Raw genomic sequence first — 20392 nt, 5'->3', positions numbered from 1 at the left:
TTCAATAAATATCTAATTTTAAGCGTTAAACAGTTTAACTTAAATTCTGAAAAATTATGAAGAAGATTCTAACTCTAGTGTGTGCTTCAGCTTTAGGTGGTCTATTGACTTTGGCCGGATACAAACTTTTCGTCGAAGAAGAAAAACAACAGCAATTGGCTGTAGAGCAGGTTTCTGATTTGCCAATTTATGTACCTACAAATACAATTTCTAGCGACTCATCTTATGATGCACCAAGCTTTATTGAAGCCGCTGAAAAATCGATAGATGCGGTTGTTCACGTTAAAAATACGGCCATAGTTACTGCACCTATGTCTATGCAAGATCTGTTTTTTGGGCGTAGTTCACAACGAGCGCAAGTTGGTACTGGTAGTGGTGTCATTATTTCACCAACAGGTTATATCGTAACCAACAATCATGTGATAAAAAATGCCAACGAAATAAGTATTACACTTAATAACAATAAATCCTATATGGCTGAGCTTATAGGTACTGATGAGGCGACTGATATTGCCTTAATTAAAATTGAAGCAGACGAAGACTTACCATTTTTAGCCTTTGGTGATTCGGACGACTCCAAAATTGGTGAATGGGTTTTGGCCGTTGGCAATCCTTTTAATTTGACATCTACGGTTACGGCGGGAATTATAAGTGCTAAATCCAGGGATTTGAGTGGTAGAAATACCCAATCCTTTATTCAGACAGATGCCGCTGTAAATCCAGGAAATTCAGGTGGTGCACTAGTAAACACTAATGGAGACTTAATTGGCATTAATACAGCTATCTCTTCCCGTGATGGGTCTTACATTGGCTATTCATTTGCTGTACCAAGTAATATAGCGCGAAAAATCGTCAATGATATTATGGAGTATGGCAATGTACAAAATGGTATTCTTGGTGTTGTTGGTGAATCACTTAACAGTAAAACTGCGGAACGACTTGGCACAAATATTACCGAAGGTTTTCATGTTAGTGAAGTTACAGAAGATACTGGTGCTGAAAAGGCTGGGATTAAATCTGGTGATATTATTAAGAAGATAGACAACGTAGAGATCAGCAAATTTTCAGACCTATCTGGGTATTTAAAAACAAAAGGCCCAAATGATGTAGTCAATGTCACTTTAATAAGAGGTGGAAGTGAGAAGGTTATTGCTGTTAATTTAACAAAGAGAGAGAGTCTATCAGTAGATTTTATTCAGATGAAGCTCAGAGATATTCCCACAGATTTGAAAGAAAAATACGATATAAGTAATGGAGTTATAATTCAAGAAAATAATAATACATGGCTTTATAAAAACCTAGGAATATCAAAAGGATTTATAATTACCGGCATTAATGATTTTAAAGTTAAGTCAATTGAAGATATTCGACAATTTAAAGAGGAATATGGAAATGATTTCAAAGAAAATATAAGCAGAATAGAATACTTAAATTTATATTTAGAAAAAAAAGAAGTTTATTTTAAACAATAAAAATCATCTTTAAACCATTAACATTAATTAAATTATTCTGAGTAACTTAGAAAAATTTAAAAAATTCAAACTTTCCACAGAACAATTAAAATTTATTGACGGTAGCAATCAGATTTGTAGTAGATCAAAAATTATTGATGGCGTAAAGAACGTATGGGTTGTAGAAGTTAGTGATGAGATGGCTCAATCCTATCTGAATTTATGGAATTCTTTTGGCTATGAAACTACGTGTAGGGAAGGGTCACTTCCAGATATAAATGGAGATTTTAATCTACAAGTATAAAAAGTATAAAATTGAATTTTTAATATTTAAAATATTAAAAAACAACCCTTCAAGGAGCAATTCTTTGAAGGGTTTTTATTTTCGCCAAAACATACTACGAAAACGTTTGAAATATGTATTTTTGCGCCGAATTTAAAAACCACTAAACCAAAACAAAATGGGTTTTAACGACACTTACGAAAAAGAGTTAGCGTTTCAAGCCGATCGTCGTAGAGCTACGGTCGAATTTATTAAGACAGTAAGCGACCTTTGGTACGACAATTCCATAGAGCTTGTACTGTTCAGAAATCAATTGATTGATAGAAAAGTGAGCGAGATTTTAAACTTGCACGAGTATGCAGGCGAATTCGTTCAAAAGCCGATTTCTATTTTTGATTCTGTTGAGATTGCTCAGGCCATCAAAAAATTAAATTTGCAACCTGCCAAATTAGATATCGGTAAGTTGACCTATGAGTATCATCTCGAAGATAAAAAGTACGACAATGCGACGGCTTTCGTAGCGGCCAAACTAAAAGAGGCCAAAACACCTAGACACATAGAACCAAAAGATGTAATTCTTTATGGTTTTGGTAGAATTGGACGCTTGGTAGCACGTGAGTTAATGACACGTACTGGCAAGGGCAATCAGTTGCGCTTAAGAGCCATCGTTACCCGTGGCGATATTAATGAAACGGTTTTAGAAAAACGTGCTTCCCTTTTAAGGAATGATTCCGTACATGGGGATTTCCCAGGAATGGTAAGTGTTGATGCAAACAACAGTGCACTTATCATTAATGGCACTACTGTAAACGTTATTTCGGCCAATGCACCTGAAGATATTGATTACACAACATATGGCATCAATAATGCTTTGGTTATTGACAATACAGGTGCTTTTAGAGATGAAAAAGGGCTAGGCAGACATTTAAAGGCTAAAGGTGTCGACAAGGTTTTATTAACGGCTCCAGGAAAAGGAGTGCCAAATATCGTACATGGTGTCAATCATCTTGAACACAATCCTGATAAAGTAAAAATCTTTTCGGCAGCATCTTGCACAACCAACGCCATTACACCAGTTTTAAAGGCCATAGAAGATTCTTTTGGTGTTAAATCCGGACATTTGGAAACCATCCATGCTTACACCAACGATCAAAACTTGGTCGATAATTTTCATAAAAAATACAGACGTGGAAGAGCCGCAGGTTTGAATATGGTGATTACAGAAACTGGAGCAGGACAAGCGGTGAGCAAGGCCTTACCATCGCTAGACGGTAAATTAACATCTAATGCTATTCGCGTTCCTGTGCCGAACGGCTCACTGGCAATTTTAAATCTGGAATTAGATAAGAAAACCTCTGTGGATAGTATGAATACCATCATGAAAAAGTATGCGCTTGAAGGTGATTTGGTGGAACAAATTAAATATGAAATGAGCGATGAATTGGTCTCTAGCGATATTGTTGGCAGCTCAGCACCATCTATCTATGACAGTAAAGCGACTATTGTTAGAAGCGATGGTAAAAGTGTGATTTTGTATATCTGGTACGATAATGAATATGGATACAGTCATCAAGTGATACGGCTGGCAAAATATATTTCTAAAGTAAGACGCTATGCCTACTATTAGAATGTATTGAAAACCAAAAATAAAAATCTTGTCCTAGGACAAGATTTTTTGTTTAAAGCTGACTTGTTGAAAACTCACTTGGTTTTCAACGCAACCCTAATTTAGTTTTTACATCTACGTACTAAACTAAATCAATCAGCTATGAAAAAATACTTCCTGTTACTTCTAGTAACTATTCCCTTATGCTTTCAATCCTGTATTGGGTGGGGAAACGATGATGACATTATTGCGGATTTTCAGGCAAACACCCCTTACGAACCTGTTATTATGCAACGCACCGAATTTGAAACCTCAACAGTTCTCATAAACACACCAAGACCTATTGAGGATTCGGGAAAAATTTATGTGAAAGGCAACTTTATTTTTATCAATGAGGTGAACCAAGGGTTCCATATCATTAATAACTCAGACCCTACAAATCCAGTAAATATTGGCTTTATCAAGGTATTGGGCTCTTCGGACTTAAGTATTAAAAACGACATATTCTATGCCAATAATGCAAGAGATCTTATCTCCTTTAAAATTGATGAAGCATCAGAAACATTAACATTGACCAAACGTTTAGAGAATGTATTTCCCCAGATATGGTCGCCTGTAGGACCATTGTATTATCCTGTGGAAGCAAATGAAATTGTAGTCGATTGGCAACCTATAAATTAATAGCTATGAAGCATATCTATATTATTTTGATTTTCGCATTGCTGCTGTTAGGTTGTGAATCTGATAGCGCTTCTAATGATTCCGTTTCTTCGTTTACCGAAAGTGGACAAGGTGGCTCTTTGGCCAGATTTTCGCTTTATCTCGATTATTTATATGTGGTTGACGACACTAATCTCAATGTATTTAGCATCATTGATGATGAACAGCCTGTTTTGGTAAATACGGTTCCTATTGGATTTAATATCGAAACCCTTTTTAATTATAAGAACTATTTATACATAGGATCTAGAAACGGGATGTTTATTTACAGTATTTCCAATCCTGAAACACCTGCTTACCTTTCCGATGTACAACATTTTACAGCTTGCGATCCCGTTGTCGCTAATGACACACATGCTTTTGTGACTTTACACACCAATATTGGCTGTGGTATCGATATTAATGTTTTGGAAATCTACGATGTTACCGACGTCACCAATCCTATTTTAATTTCCTCAAGAAACCTAACCCAACCTATTGGGCTTGGCTTGTATGGCAATTATTTATTTGTATGTGATGACGAAGTTAAAGTCTTTGATGTCTCAGATCCAGAGAATTCGAGCTTGGTGACTTCTATAGATGTCGATGCTTTTGATGTCATTATTAATAATAACATTATTGTGCTTATTGGAGATCATGGTCTGTACCAATACCGTTTAGACAACAATGACATTAACAATATGAGTCATTTAAGCACCCTAAACATCTAAAACCATATTTACTACCGTATATGAAATAGCCTCACAATACGAGAGGCTATTTGCCTTGATAATTTATTTATGAAATGCTCATAAAATCATTATCTTGTCACCTAATTAATCTAATGCAACCAAAATATTTGAGGATGAAAACCTTAACCAGACTCACTGTAATTCTTATAGTTACATTTAGCCTACACACCATCAATGCCCAAAGTAATATCGCAAATACCAAAGACCAATTATCACTCGATAAAGGCACCATAGATAGCCAGTTTGAATATGTGTTTAGAAAGTCGGGCAACTTTAAGGGTACTAATGGACAACCTTATGAGGCTGTAAAGCAAGTATGGCTCTTAAAGTTAAAGTCTAACGTCTTGGATTCCCTAAAAACCACGTATAAAAACTTGGAGGATTCAAAAAATACCGTTGAGGGCCAAGCCAAGGAAATAGCAGATTTAAAAGCACAGCTAAGCACTACCCAAAGTACATTAGACCAAACCAATACCGAAAAGAATAATATGGCTTTATTAGGCATGCAAACCAGTAAAACCAATTATAATGTCATTATGTGGACCATTATTGCAGCACTGTTGGCGCTGTTATTATTCTTTATCTTTAAGTTTAAGAATAGTAATGCCTTAACCAGAGGTGCCAAATTAAAACTCGAGGAAGTCGAAACCGAGTTTGAGGAGCACCGACGTGTCGCTTTAGAGCGTGAGCAAAAAGTGCGACGTCAACTCCAAGACGAGATCAATAAGAATAAGGCGTAATATGTCATTCGGAATTTTAAGACCGCTGAGGCTCTCGAAGTGAACGACATCCATTTAGAGTAACTATAAAATCCGTAATTAATTATTGCGGATTTTTTTATGCCATAGTATAAAAGTGTACAATAACGCCATGTTGAGCGGTTATGCTGTAATTTGCATAAAAGTACAGATATACTCTATGAATGGGTTGTATATGGTTATTTAAATGGTTAAGTTTATACATATTAACGTTGGCATTAATCTTAAAACAGAACTCAATGAAAAGAATAATAATTTATTTATTACTGCTGACAATTTGTTCTGTAAGCTGTAAACAAGACAAAAAATCTGAACTAGCTAAAGAGCAAGATAAAAGTGAAAAAGCAATATGCAAACTTCCAAGAATTATAGAGGGTGATATTTCACTCGGATTTCCGAAAGTTGAAGGATTAGCACCTTCACTCGGCAAAGTGAATATGACTGTACTTTTTACTGATTTTAATGATGTTCCAGCAGAGACAAGTACGGACAGTGTTTTTTCAATCATCAACCCATTAGCACCTAACTTTTTTGAAGAAGTATCATACGGTAAAATGGAGCTAAATCTGCAACCTCATTTTGAATGGTTACGTTTGAGTAAACCATCTGAATATTACGGAACTGCAATTTATAGAGGACAACCACATTTAGATTTTATTCAGGAGGCGGTTGATTTAGCTAACGAAAAAGTTGATTTTAGCGAAACAGATATAGTTTTAGTAATTAACAATCCGTTAGCTAAAGCTTTACGACAAGGTCCAACATTTAAGTCAAGTAATCCAGAATATCATATTAAGGCAGATGGAGCGAGCATACCTACAGGAATCACCTCAGGCTACGACTTAAATTATTGGGGCGGAATTTGGTTGCCCCACGAAACAGGTCATACTTTTGGTCTTCCCGACCTTTACCATTTTGGTTCTGAAAAGCTAAACAGGTATGTTGGAACCTTTGGCCTAATGGGAACCTGTGATGCAAAAGCACCCGGATATTTTGCCTATGAACGTTGGATACTTGGTTGGCTCGAAGACTCTCAAATTCATTGTCTTGCTAATGGTGAACAGACTATTGAAATAGAAGCATTAGAAACTCTTGGAGGCACAAAAGCTGTTGTAGTTCCGATTGACAGTACTAGAGTCCTTACCATAGAAAGTAGAAGGAAAATTGGGTTTGACAAAGATTTATCAAAAGAAGGTGTTTTAGTGTATGTTGTGAACACGGAATTGCCAGGTGGTAGTGGACCAATTCAAGTAAAACCTGGTATGAAAAGTAACGATGAATTCCTCGAAGACGCACCCTTAACAAAAGAAGAAACTTACACTTTTGAGAATGTAATTGTAAAAGTTGTTGAATCGAACAAAGAAAGTGATAAGGTCAAAGTGATTGTAAATAAATAATAAAAAGACAGATGCCAATAATGACTATAAGTAATTGCTTGTTCTCGCCCAGCCTTCGACAGGCTCAGGCCATAGCTTCTGAAAATTGCTGGCGCCAGCTCGCTTCGCTCGTGTCTCGCGTATTTTCAGTTCGGTGCGTTTTGTATTTGTAAAATTAAATGCTAACCCATGCAACAAATTATAGCCAAACCGTTGTACAACATCTTAAATCAAATGATGAAGAAAAAAATTATTCAGATATTAATATGTGTGGCAATCATTAGTTGTTCAGATAATTCTGATTCAGAGCCTGAAAATTTAAACTGTCCAAATACAACTGATCCAAATAATTCTGAAGATTTTTACTTCGGGCCAGTTGCTGATGATGAAACAATAGAATTGCTAAATTTTGAAACTGAATATTTTCCTGTTAGTGATGAAAACCCAGATGATTCCTTTGGTAAATATTATCAAGTTCGAGCCCAAATCCAAAACAAATCTGAAATTGAATTGATTGGAAAAATGTATTTTGTTTTAAATGCTGGAGGTGAAAGGCATATTGTTTCTAATGGAAATGTATGTTCGAACTTAATGGCGAATGAAATTTGTGAATTTAATTTTTCAATCACTCGAAATTTAGATTATATCGAAGACCCTAATCCTTCATTAATCTGTTCTTTTTATCAATTAATTGAAGACTGAATTTATTAAAAGGACGTTGTACAATAACGGCTATAATTCATTATGACTGAAATTCCTAACACCTACGCTAAAGCTTCGGTATTCGATGCGGAATTCATTGCAAATCACTATCTTTCGGTTAAGGCGGAAAATCAGCTATGATTTTCTGCAACGAGCCATACACAAAACCGTTGACAACAACTTAAAAAAAGATGAAAGCTAGATACTTAATTATTCTCTTTGGTTTTGTTTATTCCTTAACTGCCTGTGAGAACAGCAAAAAAAAAGCTCTTGATCACAATAGCTATCATTTAGAAATCATATTGGCAGAAGCGTTGGTTGCCCAAGAAAAATATGAAGAAGCATTAATTAGATATGAAAAATTATTTAACGAATATGACTTCATTTTTCTCCGAGACTATAAAATTGCTTCCCAGATTTCTTTCCTTATTGGGGAAAAGGAAAAAGGACTGCATTATGTCAAAAAAGCCATTTCCAATGGTTGGGAACTACCTAGTCTTAAAGAAGAAAAATTCTTTGATCGACATCTACTTGATTCTGACTGGGAGAATATAGAAAAACAATACCATAGCTTACACAATCAGTTCTTAAATAGAATTGATTCAAGTATTGTGGACAAAGTGCGCTCGATGTTTGAAAAAGACCAAAAAATAGCATACCAAGCCTCCATTATTGAAGATGAGCAAGCACAGGAAGAATTTATTTTAGAAAAATTCACTGGACACAGTGAAAATCAAATAAACAATTTACTCATCATAATGCAAAACTTTGGCTATCCAGGAGAATTCCTAATAGGCAATAACTTTTGGGGTTCAACTATTTTAAGCCATCACAATTCAATAGCTCCAGAATATGTTAAGCAAGATACTTTATACGATTTTATCAGACCGAAATTATTTCAAGCGCTTAAGAAAGGATTTATATCACCTTATGAAATCGCCTTAATAGAGGATTGGAAAAAAGCCATCATATCAGATTGGAGCAATTCACCTTATGGTTATCTCAATCCACCTAACGTATCGAGTATTGCCCAAATAAACAAAGCAAGAAACGCAATTGGATTAAGACCTGTTGAATTGAGAAATAAATTGATTGATATTGAAGCAAAAACAGGAATGAACCTTTACTTACCTGATTGGGTTGACGGCAAAATAAAAATTGAAGAAAAATAAACTTTTACCAACAAACCAAGAAAAACCTTGATAATCAATTATAATGTACTTTAACAAATGATATCAGAAGTTCATAAAATACAATGCAAAAAATTACAACCCTTTGTACAGTACATTTTATATAATAGACATAATCAAGCTTCTCAACATTCGGTGACATCTTTTCCAAATACCAATATTTGTTTGGGAATTTCAAAAGGCAATGTCTTACTCAAGGATCATGAAGCCTATATAAGTAAAGAAAGTAAACAAAATGATATGTTTGTTTACACAACAGGGCTGTATACTACACCACATGAATTCAAAGTATCTAAGAGTTGGGATGAAATTTGTATTGACTTCCATCCTTGTGGTTATTATCATTTTTTTGATCTTCCAAGTAAGCATAAAATAATAGATGAAGGCTTTACAAGTAGTTTCTTCTCTAGAGATGATCAAATCTGTTTAGAAGACATATTAAATGAGCCTGATCTTAAAAAGCGCTCACTTGCCATTGAGAAACTGCTTATTTCAAAACTTAAGCCTTTTGACCAAAATGATTTGCAATTAGCGGTTGAATACATACACGTAAACAAAGGTCTAATTTCAGTCAAAGAAGTATTGCGATATACAAAATGTAGTGAACGAAAAATGTACAACTTGTTTAACGATCATTTTGGGATTACTCCCAAGTGGTATATCCGAATTGTAAGAATAAGACAAGCGCTCAAATTAATAACGTTTAACCCGCTTTTGTCCTTAACAGAAGTCGCGTACCAATGCGGCTATAATGACCAGAGTCACTTTATTAAAGAAGCAAAACTCATGTGTAATCTGATACCAAAAAAGTTAAAAAACAACTTAATATCCATTGATAATGAGGTAATTATTAGTAAAAAGTAGTGGGTGCAGTTTTTTTACAATTTTATATCAAAACAAGCCGCTAGATTTAGCTCTTTTACTATATACTATCACCATAAATCAATTTGCAACATGAAGCCATTAGTAATCTTTCTTATTATCTTTATTCCTATCCTGTCAGAAGCTCAAGAATGTAACTGTGAATCTAATTTTAACTGGACAAAAAAAACCTTTGAAGAAAATGATGCTGGGTTTGCATTTGTCATCGAAAAAAAAGGAAAACAAGCATACGAAAATCATAATCGAATTTTCGAAGAAAAGGTCAAGAACATTGATATGCTTACCGAGTGTACGCAAACCATCTATGAATGGTTAACTTTTTTCCGCTCAGGGCATATTGCTATCCGAACACTAAGTGGCCAGGATCAGCAAGCTAATAATCCATCAAGCGATGCGCAAATTATTAAGAAGTTCGCAGAATGGGAAACGTTAGAGGTCGATGTACCTGAATTCAAACAATACCTTGAAACGAAAGATAAGCATGACTTTGAAGGTATTTGGGTATCCGAACCCTATGAAATTGGAATTAAAAAAGTTGGAGAGGAATACATAGGTTTTATTATTAAAGCAGATGGCGTGTATTGGTCTAAAAACCAAGTAAAGCTTAGAATTGATAAAAATGGCTCCTCAACGTATTATATGAGAGATCATTCAGCGCAAACTTTTGAAACCGCAGAATTATTAGGAAACAATTATCTGCAGACGGGTTTTATTACACTAAAAAGAGTAAGCCCTACTTTGGAATCTGAACCCAATGTAAAGAACTATTTCAAAGTCATTTCCGCTCAAGATCCATATTTTGAGCAAATCAATGAAAAAACAACACTTTTACGAATCCCGAGATTTTGGGGTTCGGAAAAAAGAAAGATTGATAGCGTAATAAACACAAACAGAGAGACTATCCTTAAAACTGAAAATCTCATCATAGATTTGAGAAATAATGGCGGTGGAAGTGATAGTAGTTTTAAAGAATTACTTCCAATTTTATACACGAATCCGATTAGAACTGTGGGAGTAGAGTTATTATCAACGCCTTTGAATAATCAAAGAATGTTAGATTTTATAAATAAAGATGAATATGGATTTGATGAAGAAGGCAAGAAATGGGCTCAAAAGTCATACGATAAACTATCAAAACAAATTGGAGAGTTTGTGATGCTCAATGAAAATCCAATTACAACAAAAACTTTTGACACCATTCATAAATTTCCTAAAAATATTGGGATTATTATTAATGAGAATAATGGCAGTACGACCGAACAGTTCTTGCTTGCTGCTAAACAGAGTAAAAAGGTAAAACTGTTTGGAACAACAACTATTGGTGTACTCGACATTTCTAATATGTATTTTATTAAATCCCCTTGTGAAGAATTTGAATTAGGGTACAGTTTATCAAAAAGTATGAGAATACCAGAAATGACCATTGACGATAAAGGGATACAACCTGACTATTATATAGACAAGGAAATACCAAAATTTGAATGGATAAAATTTGTATCAGAAATATTGAATGAATAATGACTGTAAGTAACTACGGTGTATAAGCAGTAGTGGTTTAAATGATAAAACGAAAGATAAATTATAAAACAAAGCTCGGCGCTAAACCGAAAGGTTTGTGAGTAGAACCACTCTACTACTCATACTCAAGACCATTATACAGAATAACGCTATGAAAAAATGAAACCTAAAGAAGTAATTGAAAAATGGATAGGCGCCTTTAACGAGGGAAACCCCAAAAAGATTTCGGAATTCTATCATGATGACGCGATTAATCATCAAGTCGCCAATCAACCTGTTGTTGGAAAAACTGCAATCCGACAAATGTTTGAGCATGAATTTAATCAAGCGGAAATGACTTGCATCATTGAGAATATTTTTGAAGACAACGATTGGGCAATTTTGGAATGGAAAGACCCATTAGGACTGCGTGGTTGTGGGTTTTTTCAAATTGAGAATGGGAAAATTAAATTTCAAAGAGGCTATTGGGATAAACTATCTTTTTTAAGACAACATAAATTACCAATCCCAACAGAATAAAAAATACGAAAGCATAACATTAGCAGTAGTTAAAAAGAAATCTAATTAAAAATAACCGCATACAACAACGTGTATAGCTCATTGCTCTGTAATTCCTTTTTAAAAGTTACATTTGCATACATTTAGAGAGACTATGCGCATCGATATCATTACCGTTTTACCAGAGCTATTAAAAAGTCCATTTGAGGCCTCCATCCTTAAACGCGCCATAGAAGCTGGTTTGGTAGAGATTCATTTTCATAACCTTAGGGATTATACCACAGACAACTATAAATCCGTGGATGATTACCAGTTTGGTGGTGGTGCTGGTATGGTGATGATGATAGAACCCATAGATAAGTGTATCTCTGGTTTGCAAGCCGAGCGCCATTATGATGAGATTATATATATGACACCAGATGGAGAGCGCCTTAACCAAGGCATCGCCAATCAAATCTCGTTAAAAGAAAATATCATTATTCTATGTGGGCATTATAAAGGAGTCGATCAGCGCGTGCGCGATACCTTTATTACCAAAGAAATCTCAATTGGTGATTATGTGCTGTCTGGCGGGGAACTAGGAGCTGCAGTCTTATGCGACGCTGTGATTCGGCTCATTCCCGGAGTCTTAGGTAACGAGACCTCTGCCCTTACCGATTCATTTCAAGATAACTTGTTGGCACCACCCATTTATACCAGACCAAGAGAATATAAAGGCATGAAAGTCCCAGAAGTCTTATTTAGTGGTAATTTTGGTGAAATAGAAAAGTGGCGCGAAGAACAAGCTTACAAGCGTACCCAAGAACGACGACCAGACCTTTTGAATAACTAAAAACCAATCGATTATGGATAATTTTGACGATTTAACAATACACTTCACCATTAATGGCATCATCATAGTGATGTTTCAACTTGCCATGGTAGTTTCGAGTATTATTATAGTTTCAAAATACCGTACTATAGGTGCTATCATTATGCTTGCTGGTGCTTGTGTTTCTTTACTAGCGGTTTTGGCATTTCAGTTAGTACCACTTATTATGAATCATTCTAGCAGTAATGAATTTATGGCAACGCAAGTGGTCTTATCCTATTTTAATACCTTCTCATTCTTTGTGTTTATGATGGGATTTTTAATATTTGCCGTTAATGATCTAAAAAAAGCCCCTAAAAAGGCCTAAAAACTTTTCACTTTCTACTTTTAACTTTTAACTTTTTAACTATCTTTGCACCCACTTTAGATTAACCTCTGGCGAAAATCGTGAATGTTGGTTTAGAGCAACCATACATAACAAAAAAGAAAACATGGATTCTTTAGTAAAATTTGTGCAAGACGAATTTGTAACCAAAAAAGACCTACCTGAATTTAGTGCTGGTGATACTGTCACAGTTTACTACGAAATTAAAGAAGGAAACAAAACACGTACACAGTTCTTTAAAGGAGTGGTGCTACAACGTAAAGGAAACGGGTCTTCTGAAACATTTACCATTCGTAAAATGTCTGGAACGATTGGTGTTGAGCGTATCTTCCCAGTGAATTTACCAGCATTGCAAAAAATTGAAGTGAACAAACGCGGTAAAGTACGCAGAGCACGTATCTTCTACTTTAGAGGTCTTACTGGTAAAAAAGCAAGAATTAAAGAAGTTAGACGATAGTTTAATTCACATACCTTTTAAAAAGCCCTTGAATTCAAGGGCTTTTTTAGTTATTAACTATTGTTAATAACTCGCGTTTATAAGTTGTGCATATCTAAATGGTTGAAAAATTTGGAAATTCGTAATGTAAGTATATATTAGCTAAACAATTAGCACCAAACTTGGTTTGGTTTTGAAGTTTTCTTCGAATTTATGTTAAATTGTAAATAAAGTAACGTTCTTTATATAATGAGATTGTTTTTTGAGGTGAGTGAACTGCTTGTGTAGGCAAGTGTTGGTAACAAACCATGAAGCTCTAGTTCTACGGCATGCTTGCAGGTCGTGAAGCGACAGTGAAAAGCTTTGAAAAAGTAACGGAATCGAAAGTGAACGCGAATAGGATGAGCAATGTTTTTAGACGTATGAGACGCGAAAGCGAATGATAAAAAAGAAAACATCAAGAAAAACGTATCTTATGAAACGCAAAGTATCAGACCAATACATTTTGAAAGTTACGAAACGTTTCACCGAAACGGAAACCCTTGAACCGAAAAGGATGATGGTGCAAACCATACAGCTGAGTTAGTGAAAACTAAATAGGTCACGTTAGTACTGTTTCAAAGAGAAGCCATGTCAGCGCAGTTTACTGTAGTGATATGGCTTTTTGTCTTATGCTGAACTCGTTTGTTTTTCAACATCTCACGAAACTTTAAATATTGGCATTCTGAATCGTTATACTTAGTGAGGTTATTGAGTAAAACGTTTTCTAACCATCTCCAAATCCGCTTTATTTACAAAAGAGAATCGTTTTGGGCTTTTAAAACTTTCGGAATAAAATTAAGTAAAAAAGACTGCCTCTATTAAGGCAGTCTTCTCTTGAATGTATATCTGATGTGTTTATTATTGTCCTTGACCTAGTGAATAACCTCTAACACCGTTAAATTCATAAAGATTTTCAGTCTTAATAGTATCGATACCTGCATCAATTGCCTTGCTCAACACTTCAATGATATCAGCTTTTGTTGCTGACTTACCATCAACCGCTTTAAAACGACATCTCCAATGATCTGTACAGAAGGTTTCATCAAATCCGTTTGGCCATACCTTAACACCCCTGTTTGTAATCATAGTAAGGTTAAGAACATCTGTATTCATAGTACTGCTCATTTTTTCACCTATGATATCTGGATCCGTACCTTCCCAGTCCACAAATACGTCAACCCCTTGTAGCACTTTCTCTGCACGTGGTTTGCGTATATGTTTTGGTATTTCAATAGCACCTGTGTTCTTAAGCTCTACCTTTTTGAGTTTAGTAGGTTCCTGACCAAGATTAGCAATAACAGCATCGGCAAACTCCGCAGTACCTACTTTTTGCGTACTTATAGTTTCGTCATATACATCATAAGTATGAATACCATCTTCCATGGTTTTTAACCATGCGTTTTGGATTTTAGCCGCTATATCAGCTTGCCCAATATGTTGCAACATTAAAATAGCTCCCTGTATCAACCCTGAAGGATTAGCTAAGTTTTGTCCAGCTCTACGAGGTGCTGACCCATGAATAGCTTCAAACATCGCATGATCATGACCAATATTGGAAGATCCCGCCAATCCTACAGAACCTGTGATTTGTGCAGCAATATCAGAAAGTACATCACCGTATAAATTTGGCATTACAATAACATCAAAAGTTTCTGGGGAATCAGCTAGCTTCGCAGCACCTATGTCTATAATCCAATGCTCATTTTCTATTTCAGGGTATTTAGCAGCTATTTCGTCAAATACTTTGTGAAACAAACCATCGGTTTGTTTCATTATGTTATCTTTTGTAAAACACGTTACTTTTTTTCTTCCAAATTTCTTAGCGTATTCAAAAGCATAGGTGATGATTTTCTCACATCCTGGTCGACTAATTAACTTTAAGCATTGTACAACTTCGTCTGTTTGTTGATGCTCAATACCTGCATATAAATCCTCTTCATTTTCCCTTACAATAACAACATCCATTTCTGGGTGTTTTGTGGCGATATAAGGATGTAAACTTTTACAAGGTCTAACATTGGCAAAGAGACCCAAGGTCTTACGTGTAGTGACATTTAAACTTTTATAGCCACCTCCTTGAGGTGTTGTTATAGGCGCTTTTAAAAATATTTTATTTCGTCTAATGGTTTCCCATGCTTCATCTGAAATTCCTGCTGTATTTCCGGCCAAATATACCTTTTCACCAACCTCTATCTCATCAATATCTAGTTGCGCTCCAGCTGCTTCTAAAATTCGTAAAGTGGCATCCATTATTTCCGGGCCTATGCCATCTCCCTTCGCTACAGTTATTTTAGTCATAAGATCTTTTTTTTAATTTTTGCAAATATCGGCATTCATTTTCAAATTCTCTAATTAAAAACAACTAAGTTCATTATGTTTCTGAGCCCTATAGAATTAAAGAACATTTGGGTAATAAGGAAAATTACAGCATCCTTTTAATAACTGAATTAGATACACTAAACTTTAGTTAAAAAAACAGCTTAGCCAGTAAAGCTTTTTTATTTTTGTTTGACTTAAAAAATTGCAATGAACAAAAAAACATTCACTGTTTTTACAATTTCCTTATGGTTTTCTTTCTGCATTTTTGCCCAAGAAAAATTTACGCTAAGCGGAACAATTAGAGATAGCCAGAGTAATGAAACACTCATAGGTGTTAATGTCATAGTCCCAGAAATACAATCTGGCACTATGACCAATGAATATGGTTTCTATTCTATCACACTCCCTGAAGGCACATATAAAGTTCAAATTAGTTATTTAGGGTTTAGTACTGTTTCAGAAACCATTGTTTTGAATGCTGATATGGTTAAAAACTTTAAGCTTCAGGAAGCTGCGGAGAGCTTGGATGAAGTTATCATAGAAGAAAACGTTGAAAAACTCAATATTAAAAAACCACAAATGAGTGTTAATGCGCTTTCTATCCAAACCATAAAAAATATGCCTGTGGTTTTAGGTGAGGTGGATGTGATAAAATCAATTACATTACTGCCAGGAGTTACTAACGCTGGTGAAGGTGCTTCTGGATTTAATGTTAGAGGTGGTGCAGCAGACCAGAATCTCATTTTATTGGATGAAGCCACAATTTTTAACTCTTCCCACTTGTTTGGATTCTTTTCTGTTTTCAATCCAGATGCGATTAAGGATATCAAATTATACAAAGGTGGCATACCAGCAAAGTATGGTGGTCGTGTGTCATCTGTATTGGATATCTACCAAAAAGAAGGAAACAGTAGTCAGTTCCACATGAACGGTGGCATTGGTTTAATTTCTAGCAGGTTGTTAGCAGAAGGGCCTATCAAAAAAGAAAAAGGTTCTTTTTTATTTGGCGGAAGGAGTAGTTATGCGCATTTGTTTCTGCCATTATTCGACATAGATAATGTGGCTTACTTCTATGACTTAAATACGAAGCTAAGCTACAGATTGAATGAACGAAACAGTATTTTTTTATCAGGCTATTTTGGCAGAGACGTTTTTAATATTCAGGACAGTTTTGAAAATACCTATGGTAACACTGTCGTTAATTTTCGTTGGAATCACCTTTTCTCAGACAAATTGTTTTCTAATTTATCATTGATTTATTCAGACTATTACTATGGTTTAGATCTCAATTTTGTTGGATTTGAATGGGAGTCTTACATTAGAAACTTTAATGTAAAATACGATTTAAAGCATTACATCAGTAATAACTTTAAGCTTGAATACGGATTAAATAGCATTTACTACAAATTTAATCCTGGTGAAATTAATCCAAATACTGAGGATTCTGGTATTAACCCTTTCAAGTTAATTGACAAATATGCTTTTGAAAACGCCGTATACGTTGATGCAGAACACACAATAAGCAATAGACTCTCTGTTAGTTATGGCGCAAGATTTAGCACATTTCACCGATTAGGGCAAGACGAATTAAACACTTATGAAAATAACAATCCTGTTATATTTAACGAAGCCCTTGGCATTTATGAAAAAGCAGAACCAACAGGAACGGAAAACTTTAGCAGAAGTGATGTTATAGAATCTTTTGCCAATATAGAACCACGTTTAGCAATTGCATACCAACTCAATGACAATTCGTCTATTAAGGCAAGTTATAACCGAATGAGTCAGTACTTGCACCTTTTGTCGAATACAAGTTCACCGACACCTTTGGATGTTTGGACACCAAGTGGAAAATATATTGAACCACAGCTATTGGATCAAGTAGCATTAGGCTACTTTAGAACGTTTAAGGATAATATATTTTCCCTAGAAGTAGAAACATTTTATAAAACCATACAGAACCGCATCGATTACATCGATGGCGCTGACTTAATCGCTAATAATGCTATTGAGCAAGTCATTCTTAATGGTGAAGCAAGAGCTTATGGCTTAGAAGTATTACTAAGAAAGAACGAAGGCAGACTTAAAGGATGGTTGGCATATACCCTATCAAGGTCCGAACAGCGAACCCCTGGAAGAACTCCTATAGAAACAGGGATTAATAATGGTGAATGGTATAAAACACCTTTCGATAAAACTCATGATATCTCAATAACTGCTAGCTATAACTTGAATAAAAAGTGGTCTCTTAACTCAAATTTTTTGTTCCAGACTGGTCTCCCGGCAACTTTTCCCAATGGACAATATGAATTTAATGGTATAGTAGTCCCAAGTTATGAAGCTAGAAATTCAAGCAGGTTACCAGCTTATCATCGTTTAGATCTATCTGTTAATTACAACCCAAAACCAGATAGTCAGAAGCGATTTAAAGGTGAATGGGTTTTTGGGATATATAATGTTTATAATCGAAGAAATGCGGCCAATATAACGTTTAGAGAAAACCGTATGTCGGGCACAAATGAAGCTGTGAGACTTGCCATTTTCGGTATCGTCCCCTCGGTTTCCTATAATTTTAAATTTTAGAACTAATGATGAAGAGATTATTTGTTATGGTATTGTCTATTAGTTTATTTACTAACTGTGAGGATGTTGTAGACGTAGATTTAAATACGGCAGAACCACGTTTAGTGATAGATGCATCAATAAATTGGTTCAAAAATACAACTGGAAATGAACAGAGCATTAGACTCAGTTTGACAGCTCCTTTCTTTGACGAAACAGTTCCACCAGCGAATGGAGCTATAGTTCAAATTACAGATTCTAATAGCAATGTTTTTAATTTTGTAGAAGAAGGCCTTACAGGAATTTATAGAAACAATAACTTTGTTCCTGTTATTGATGAAGCATACATTCTAACGGTTATCTATGAAGGTGAAACCTATACAGGAACTGAAACCTTAAAATCTGTTGTTCCAATTGATTTTGTAGAACAAGAAAATGAAGGCGGTTTTTCTGGAGAAGATATAGAATTGAAAGCTTTTTATACAGATCCTGCCAATATAGAGAATTATTATTTCTTTGAATTTATAAGTAATATACCTGTAGTACCAACTCTCGAAGTTTATGAAGATAGATTTACAGATGGAAATCAAATTTTCGGGTTTTATACAGAAGAAGATTTAGAGTCAGGCGATATTGTCACCATCCGCAACTATGGTATTTCAGAACGATTTTATGAATTTATGTTTATTTTACTTCAGCAAGGAGGTGAGGAAGATGGAGGACCTTTTGAAACGCAGCCAGCTACAGTAAGAGGAAATTGCATCAATACTACCAATCCAGATAATTTTCCGTTTGGCTATTTTAGATTGTCAGAGGTCGATGAGCTTATTTACACCGTAGAATAAATCACTTTTACCTAAAGAAATTCACTATTTTTATGTCATGAATTTCGAAAAGACTACTGAGAAAGATTCCCATTATAACCATCTTGAAAAGATGTCTATTAATGAGATTATCAAAAACATGAATATCGAAGACAAGACTGTTCCTGTTGCAGTTGAAAAAGTACTTCCACAAGTAGAAGCTTTAATAGAAAAAGTAGTTGAAAAACTAAAAGAAGGAGGTCGATTATTCTATATAGGTGCTGGTACAAGTGGTCGTTTAGGTATTTTAGATGCCTCAGAATGTCCTCCAACATTTGGAGTTTCTCATGATTTAGTAATTGGTCTAATAGCAGGTGGTGATAATGCTATTAGAAAAGCTGTTGAAAATGCAGAAGATTCTATTACTCAAGGCTGGATAGATCTTAAAGAATATTATATATCAGAAAAAGATGTAGTGGTGGGTATTGCAGCATCTGGGACCACACCATATGTAGTAAGCACTTTAAAAAAGTGTAATGAAGAGGGTATAGTTACCGGATGCATCACCTGTAATAAGAACAGTCCTTTAAGCTTAATAGCGCAATATCCTATCGAAGTTATTGTCGGTCCAGAATTTCTTACTGGTAGCTCAAGAATGAAAGCAGGTACAGCTCAAAAACTAGTTTTAAATATGATAACTACTGCTACCATGATTCAGTTGGGAAAAGTTAAAGACAATAAAATGGTGGATATGCAATTGAGTAATGATAAACTAGTAGAAAGAGGAATAAAAATGATTATGAACGAATTAAATGTAACCGAACATGAAGCCTCTAAATTACTTAAAGAACATAAAAGCGTTAGAAAAAGTATATTCCATGGACGAAAATAATAAAACAGACAAAAAGTTACTGGAAAAAGGGTTAAAACGAATGGGTATCTGTCTCGTATTAATGTTTGCCGGTCCAACATTACTTCATCTTGCATTAAGCAATGATGACAAACCACTTTACATACCATTACTTATTATAGCAATATTAATTTGTATAACTGCAATTGCAATGTTGTTTATAGGACTTAATACTATTGGAGATAGTATATTTAAAAAGAAAAAATAGGTCTCTACTTTATTATAACAAAAAATCCTGGTCCTATAAACTAGAACCAGGATTCAAAAAAAGGCGGCGACCTACTCTTCCACGGACGCAGTACCATCGGCCCTGACGGGCTTAACTTCTCTGTTCGGAATGGTAAGAGGTGAGCCCCGACGCTATAGCCACCTTAAAAGGTCGGTAACCAGTATTCGGTAGAAGCCAGCT

19 protein-coding genes and 1 rRNA gene are annotated in these 20392 nt (G+C 35.0%); 18 read left to right on the top strand and 2 right to left on the bottom strand.

The window, feature by feature from the left end; all coding sequences use genetic code 11:
- Positions 1 to 56: 56 nt before the first annotated feature.
- From Q0992_RS07650 to rplS, 14 genes are all read left to right on the top strand, one after another.
- Complete coding sequence (locus Q0992_RS07650; RefSeq protein ID WP_299521936.1) at positions 57 to 1472, top strand: trypsin-like peptidase domain-containing protein; 1416 nt, start codon at positions 57 to 59, stop codon at positions 1470 to 1472.
- A gap of 440 nt (positions 1473 to 1912) precedes the next feature.
- Positions 1913 to 3361 (top strand): glyceraldehyde-3-phosphate dehydrogenase, encoded by a 1449-nt coding sequence (locus Q0992_RS07645; protein ID WP_299521933.1) that lies wholly within the window; start codon positions 1913 to 1915, stop codon positions 3359 to 3361.
- Between the two features lie 141 nt (positions 3362 to 3502).
- Positions 3503 to 4021 (top strand): hypothetical protein, encoded by a 519-nt coding sequence (locus tag Q0992_RS07640; protein WP_299521930.1) that lies wholly within the window; start codon positions 3503 to 3505, stop codon positions 4019 to 4021.
- 5 nt (positions 4022 to 4026) lie between these two features.
- A complete protein-coding gene (locus tag Q0992_RS07635; protein WP_299521927.1) occupies positions 4027 to 4770 on the top strand; it encodes a hypothetical protein in 744 nt (247 codons plus the stop codon).
- 134 nt (positions 4771 to 4904) lie between these two features.
- Complete coding sequence (locus Q0992_RS07630) at positions 4905 to 5531, top strand: tRNA (guanine-N1)-methyltransferase (protein WP_299521925.1); 627 nt, start codon at positions 4905 to 4907, stop codon at positions 5529 to 5531.
- Positions 5532 to 5788: 257 nt separating this feature from the next.
- A complete protein-coding gene (locus Q0992_RS07625; protein ID WP_299521922.1) occupies positions 5789 to 6946 on the top strand; it encodes a hypothetical protein in 1158 nt (385 codons plus the stop codon).
- Positions 6947 to 7114: 168 nt separating this feature from the next.
- On the top strand, positions 7115 to 7627 hold the full coding sequence (locus tag Q0992_RS07620) for a hypothetical protein (protein WP_299521919.1): 513 nt from the start codon (positions 7115 to 7117) through the stop codon (positions 7625 to 7627).
- 191 nt (positions 7628 to 7818) lie between these two features.
- Complete coding sequence (locus tag Q0992_RS07615; protein ID WP_299521916.1) at positions 7819 to 8799, top strand: hypothetical protein; 981 nt, start codon at positions 7819 to 7821, stop codon at positions 8797 to 8799.
- Between the two features lie 57 nt (positions 8800 to 8856).
- Complete coding sequence (locus tag Q0992_RS07610) at positions 8857 to 9681, top strand: AraC family transcriptional regulator (protein WP_299521912.1); 825 nt, start codon at positions 8857 to 8859, stop codon at positions 9679 to 9681.
- A 90-nt stretch (positions 9682 to 9771) separates the two neighbouring features.
- Positions 9772 to 11217 carry a S41 family peptidase gene (locus Q0992_RS07605; protein ID WP_299521909.1) on the top strand — a complete coding sequence of 482 codons (1446 nt, stop codon included), beginning with the start codon at positions 9772 to 9774 and terminating at the stop codon, positions 11215 to 11217.
- 159 nt (positions 11218 to 11376) lie between these two features.
- Entirely contained in the window at positions 11377 to 11736 is a 360-nt protein-coding gene (locus Q0992_RS07600; protein WP_299521906.1) for a nuclear transport factor 2 family protein, read from the top strand.
- 133 nt (positions 11737 to 11869) lie between these two features.
- Complete coding sequence (trmD, locus tag Q0992_RS07595) at positions 11870 to 12547, top strand: tRNA (guanosine(37)-N1)-methyltransferase TrmD (RefSeq protein ID WP_299522002.1); 678 nt, start codon at positions 11870 to 11872, stop codon at positions 12545 to 12547.
- A 13-nt stretch (positions 12548 to 12560) separates the two neighbouring features.
- Positions 12561 to 12893 (top strand): hypothetical protein, encoded by a 333-nt coding sequence (locus tag Q0992_RS07590; RefSeq protein ID WP_299521903.1) that lies wholly within the window; start codon positions 12561 to 12563, stop codon positions 12891 to 12893.
- A 124-nt stretch (positions 12894 to 13017) separates the two neighbouring features.
- Entirely contained in the window at positions 13018 to 13368 is a 351-nt protein-coding gene (rplS, locus tag Q0992_RS07585) for a 50S ribosomal protein L19 (protein WP_299521901.1), read from the top strand.
- Positions 13369 to 14247: 879 nt separating this feature from the next.
- Here rplS and Q0992_RS07580 read toward each other — a convergent pair.
- Entirely contained in the window at positions 14248 to 15687 is a 1440-nt protein-coding gene (locus Q0992_RS07580; RefSeq protein WP_299521898.1) for an NADP-dependent isocitrate dehydrogenase, read from the bottom strand.
- Between the two features lie 228 nt (positions 15688 to 15915).
- On the opposite strand from Q0992_RS07580, the gene Q0992_RS07575 reads away from it, so the two are divergent.
- From Q0992_RS07575 to Q0992_RS07560, 4 genes are read left to right on the top strand one after another with little or no spacing between them, the layout of a single operon-like run.
- Positions 15916 to 18291: a TonB-dependent receptor gene (locus tag Q0992_RS07575; RefSeq protein ID WP_299521895.1), complete on the top strand. Its 2376-nt coding sequence runs from the start codon at positions 15916 to 15918 to the stop codon at positions 18289 to 18291.
- Between the two features lie 5 nt (positions 18292 to 18296).
- Positions 18297 to 19115, top strand: coding sequence for a DUF4249 family protein (locus Q0992_RS07570; RefSeq protein ID WP_367277951.1), 819 nt, complete (start codon positions 18297 to 18299; stop codon positions 19113 to 19115).
- Positions 19116 to 19152: 37 nt separating this feature from the next.
- Positions 19153 to 19965 (top strand): N-acetylmuramic acid 6-phosphate etherase, encoded by an 813-nt coding sequence (gene murQ / locus Q0992_RS07565; protein WP_299521892.1) that lies wholly within the window; start codon positions 19153 to 19155, stop codon positions 19963 to 19965.
- Positions 19952 to 20191 (top strand): DUF6095 family protein, encoded by a 240-nt coding sequence (locus Q0992_RS07560; RefSeq protein ID WP_299521889.1) that lies wholly within the window; start codon positions 19952 to 19954, stop codon positions 20189 to 20191. Before murQ ends, Q0992_RS07560 begins: the two co-directional genes overlap by 14 nt.
- Positions 20192 to 20249: 58 nt before the next feature.
- On the opposite strand, the gene rrf is transcribed toward Q0992_RS07560, so the two are convergent.
- Positions 20250 to 20357 (bottom strand): 5S ribosomal RNA (gene rrf / locus Q0992_RS07555).
- Positions 20358 to 20392 lie beyond the last annotated feature (35 nt).

The organism is Winogradskyella sp. (assembly GCF_028289625.1).
GTDB lineage: Bacteria > Bacteroidota > Bacteroidia > Flavobacteriales > Flavobacteriaceae > Winogradskyella.
Note: the sequence above shows the minus strand (reverse complement) of the source record. Positions and strands in the feature narration are given on the sequence as shown.

Excerpts from the sequence above, each read along its gene's own strand:
- Q0992_RS07605 (WP_299521909.1), top strand. The coding sequence starts at position 9,772 with ATGAAGCCATTAGTAATCTTTCTTATTATCTTTATTCCTATCCTGTCA.
- Q0992_RS07560 (WP_299521889.1), top strand. The coding sequence starts at position 19,952 with ATGGACGAAAATAATAAAACAGACAAAAAGTTACTGGAAAAAGGGTTA.
- Q0992_RS07630 (WP_299521925.1), top strand. The coding sequence starts at position 4,905 with ATGAAAACCTTAACCAGACTCACTGTAATTCTTATAGTTACATTTAGC.
- Q0992_RS07635 (WP_299521927.1), top strand. The coding sequence starts at position 4,027 with ATGAAGCATATCTATATTATTTTGATTTTCGCATTGCTGCTGTTAGGT.
- trmD (WP_299522002.1), top strand. The coding sequence starts at position 11,870 with ATGCGCATCGATATCATTACCGTTTTACCAGAGCTATTAAAAAGTCCA.
- Q0992_RS07625 (WP_299521922.1), top strand. The coding sequence starts at position 5,789 with ATGAAAAGAATAATAATTTATTTATTACTGCTGACAATTTGTTCTGTA.
- Q0992_RS07640 (WP_299521930.1), top strand. The coding sequence starts at position 3,503 with ATGAAAAAATACTTCCTGTTACTTCTAGTAACTATTCCCTTATGCTTT.
- murQ (WP_299521892.1), top strand. The coding sequence starts at position 19,153 with ATGAATTTCGAAAAGACTACTGAGAAAGATTCCCATTATAACCATCTT.
- Q0992_RS07650 (WP_299521936.1), top strand. The coding sequence starts at position 57 with ATGAAGAAGATTCTAACTCTAGTGTGTGCTTCAGCTTTAGGTGGTCTA.
- Q0992_RS07620 (WP_299521919.1), top strand. The coding sequence starts at position 7,115 with ATGCAACAAATTATAGCCAAACCGTTGTACAACATCTTAAATCAAATG.
- Q0992_RS07575 (WP_299521895.1), top strand. The coding sequence starts at position 15,916 with ATGAACAAAAAAACATTCACTGTTTTTACAATTTCCTTATGGTTTTCT.
- Q0992_RS07580 (WP_299521898.1), bottom strand. The coding sequence starts at position 15,687 with ATGACTAAAATAACTGTAGCGAAGGGAGATGGCATAGGCCCGGAAATA.
- rplS (WP_299521901.1), top strand. The coding sequence starts at position 13,018 with ATGGATTCTTTAGTAAAATTTGTGCAAGACGAATTTGTAACCAAAAAA.
- Q0992_RS07645 (WP_299521933.1), top strand. The coding sequence starts at position 1,913 with ATGGGTTTTAACGACACTTACGAAAAAGAGTTAGCGTTTCAAGCCGAT.
- Q0992_RS07600 (WP_299521906.1), top strand. The coding sequence starts at position 11,377 with ATGAAACCTAAAGAAGTAATTGAAAAATGGATAGGCGCCTTTAACGAG.
- Q0992_RS07590 (WP_299521903.1), top strand. The coding sequence starts at position 12,561 with ATGGATAATTTTGACGATTTAACAATACACTTCACCATTAATGGCATC.
- Q0992_RS07610 (WP_299521912.1), top strand. The coding sequence starts at position 8,857 with ATGATATCAGAAGTTCATAAAATACAATGCAAAAAATTACAACCCTTT.
- Q0992_RS07570 (WP_367277951.1), top strand. The coding sequence starts at position 18,297 with ATGATGAAGAGATTATTTGTTATGGTATTGTCTATTAGTTTATTTACT.
- Q0992_RS07615 (WP_299521916.1), top strand. The coding sequence starts at position 7,819 with ATGAAAGCTAGATACTTAATTATTCTCTTTGGTTTTGTTTATTCCTTA.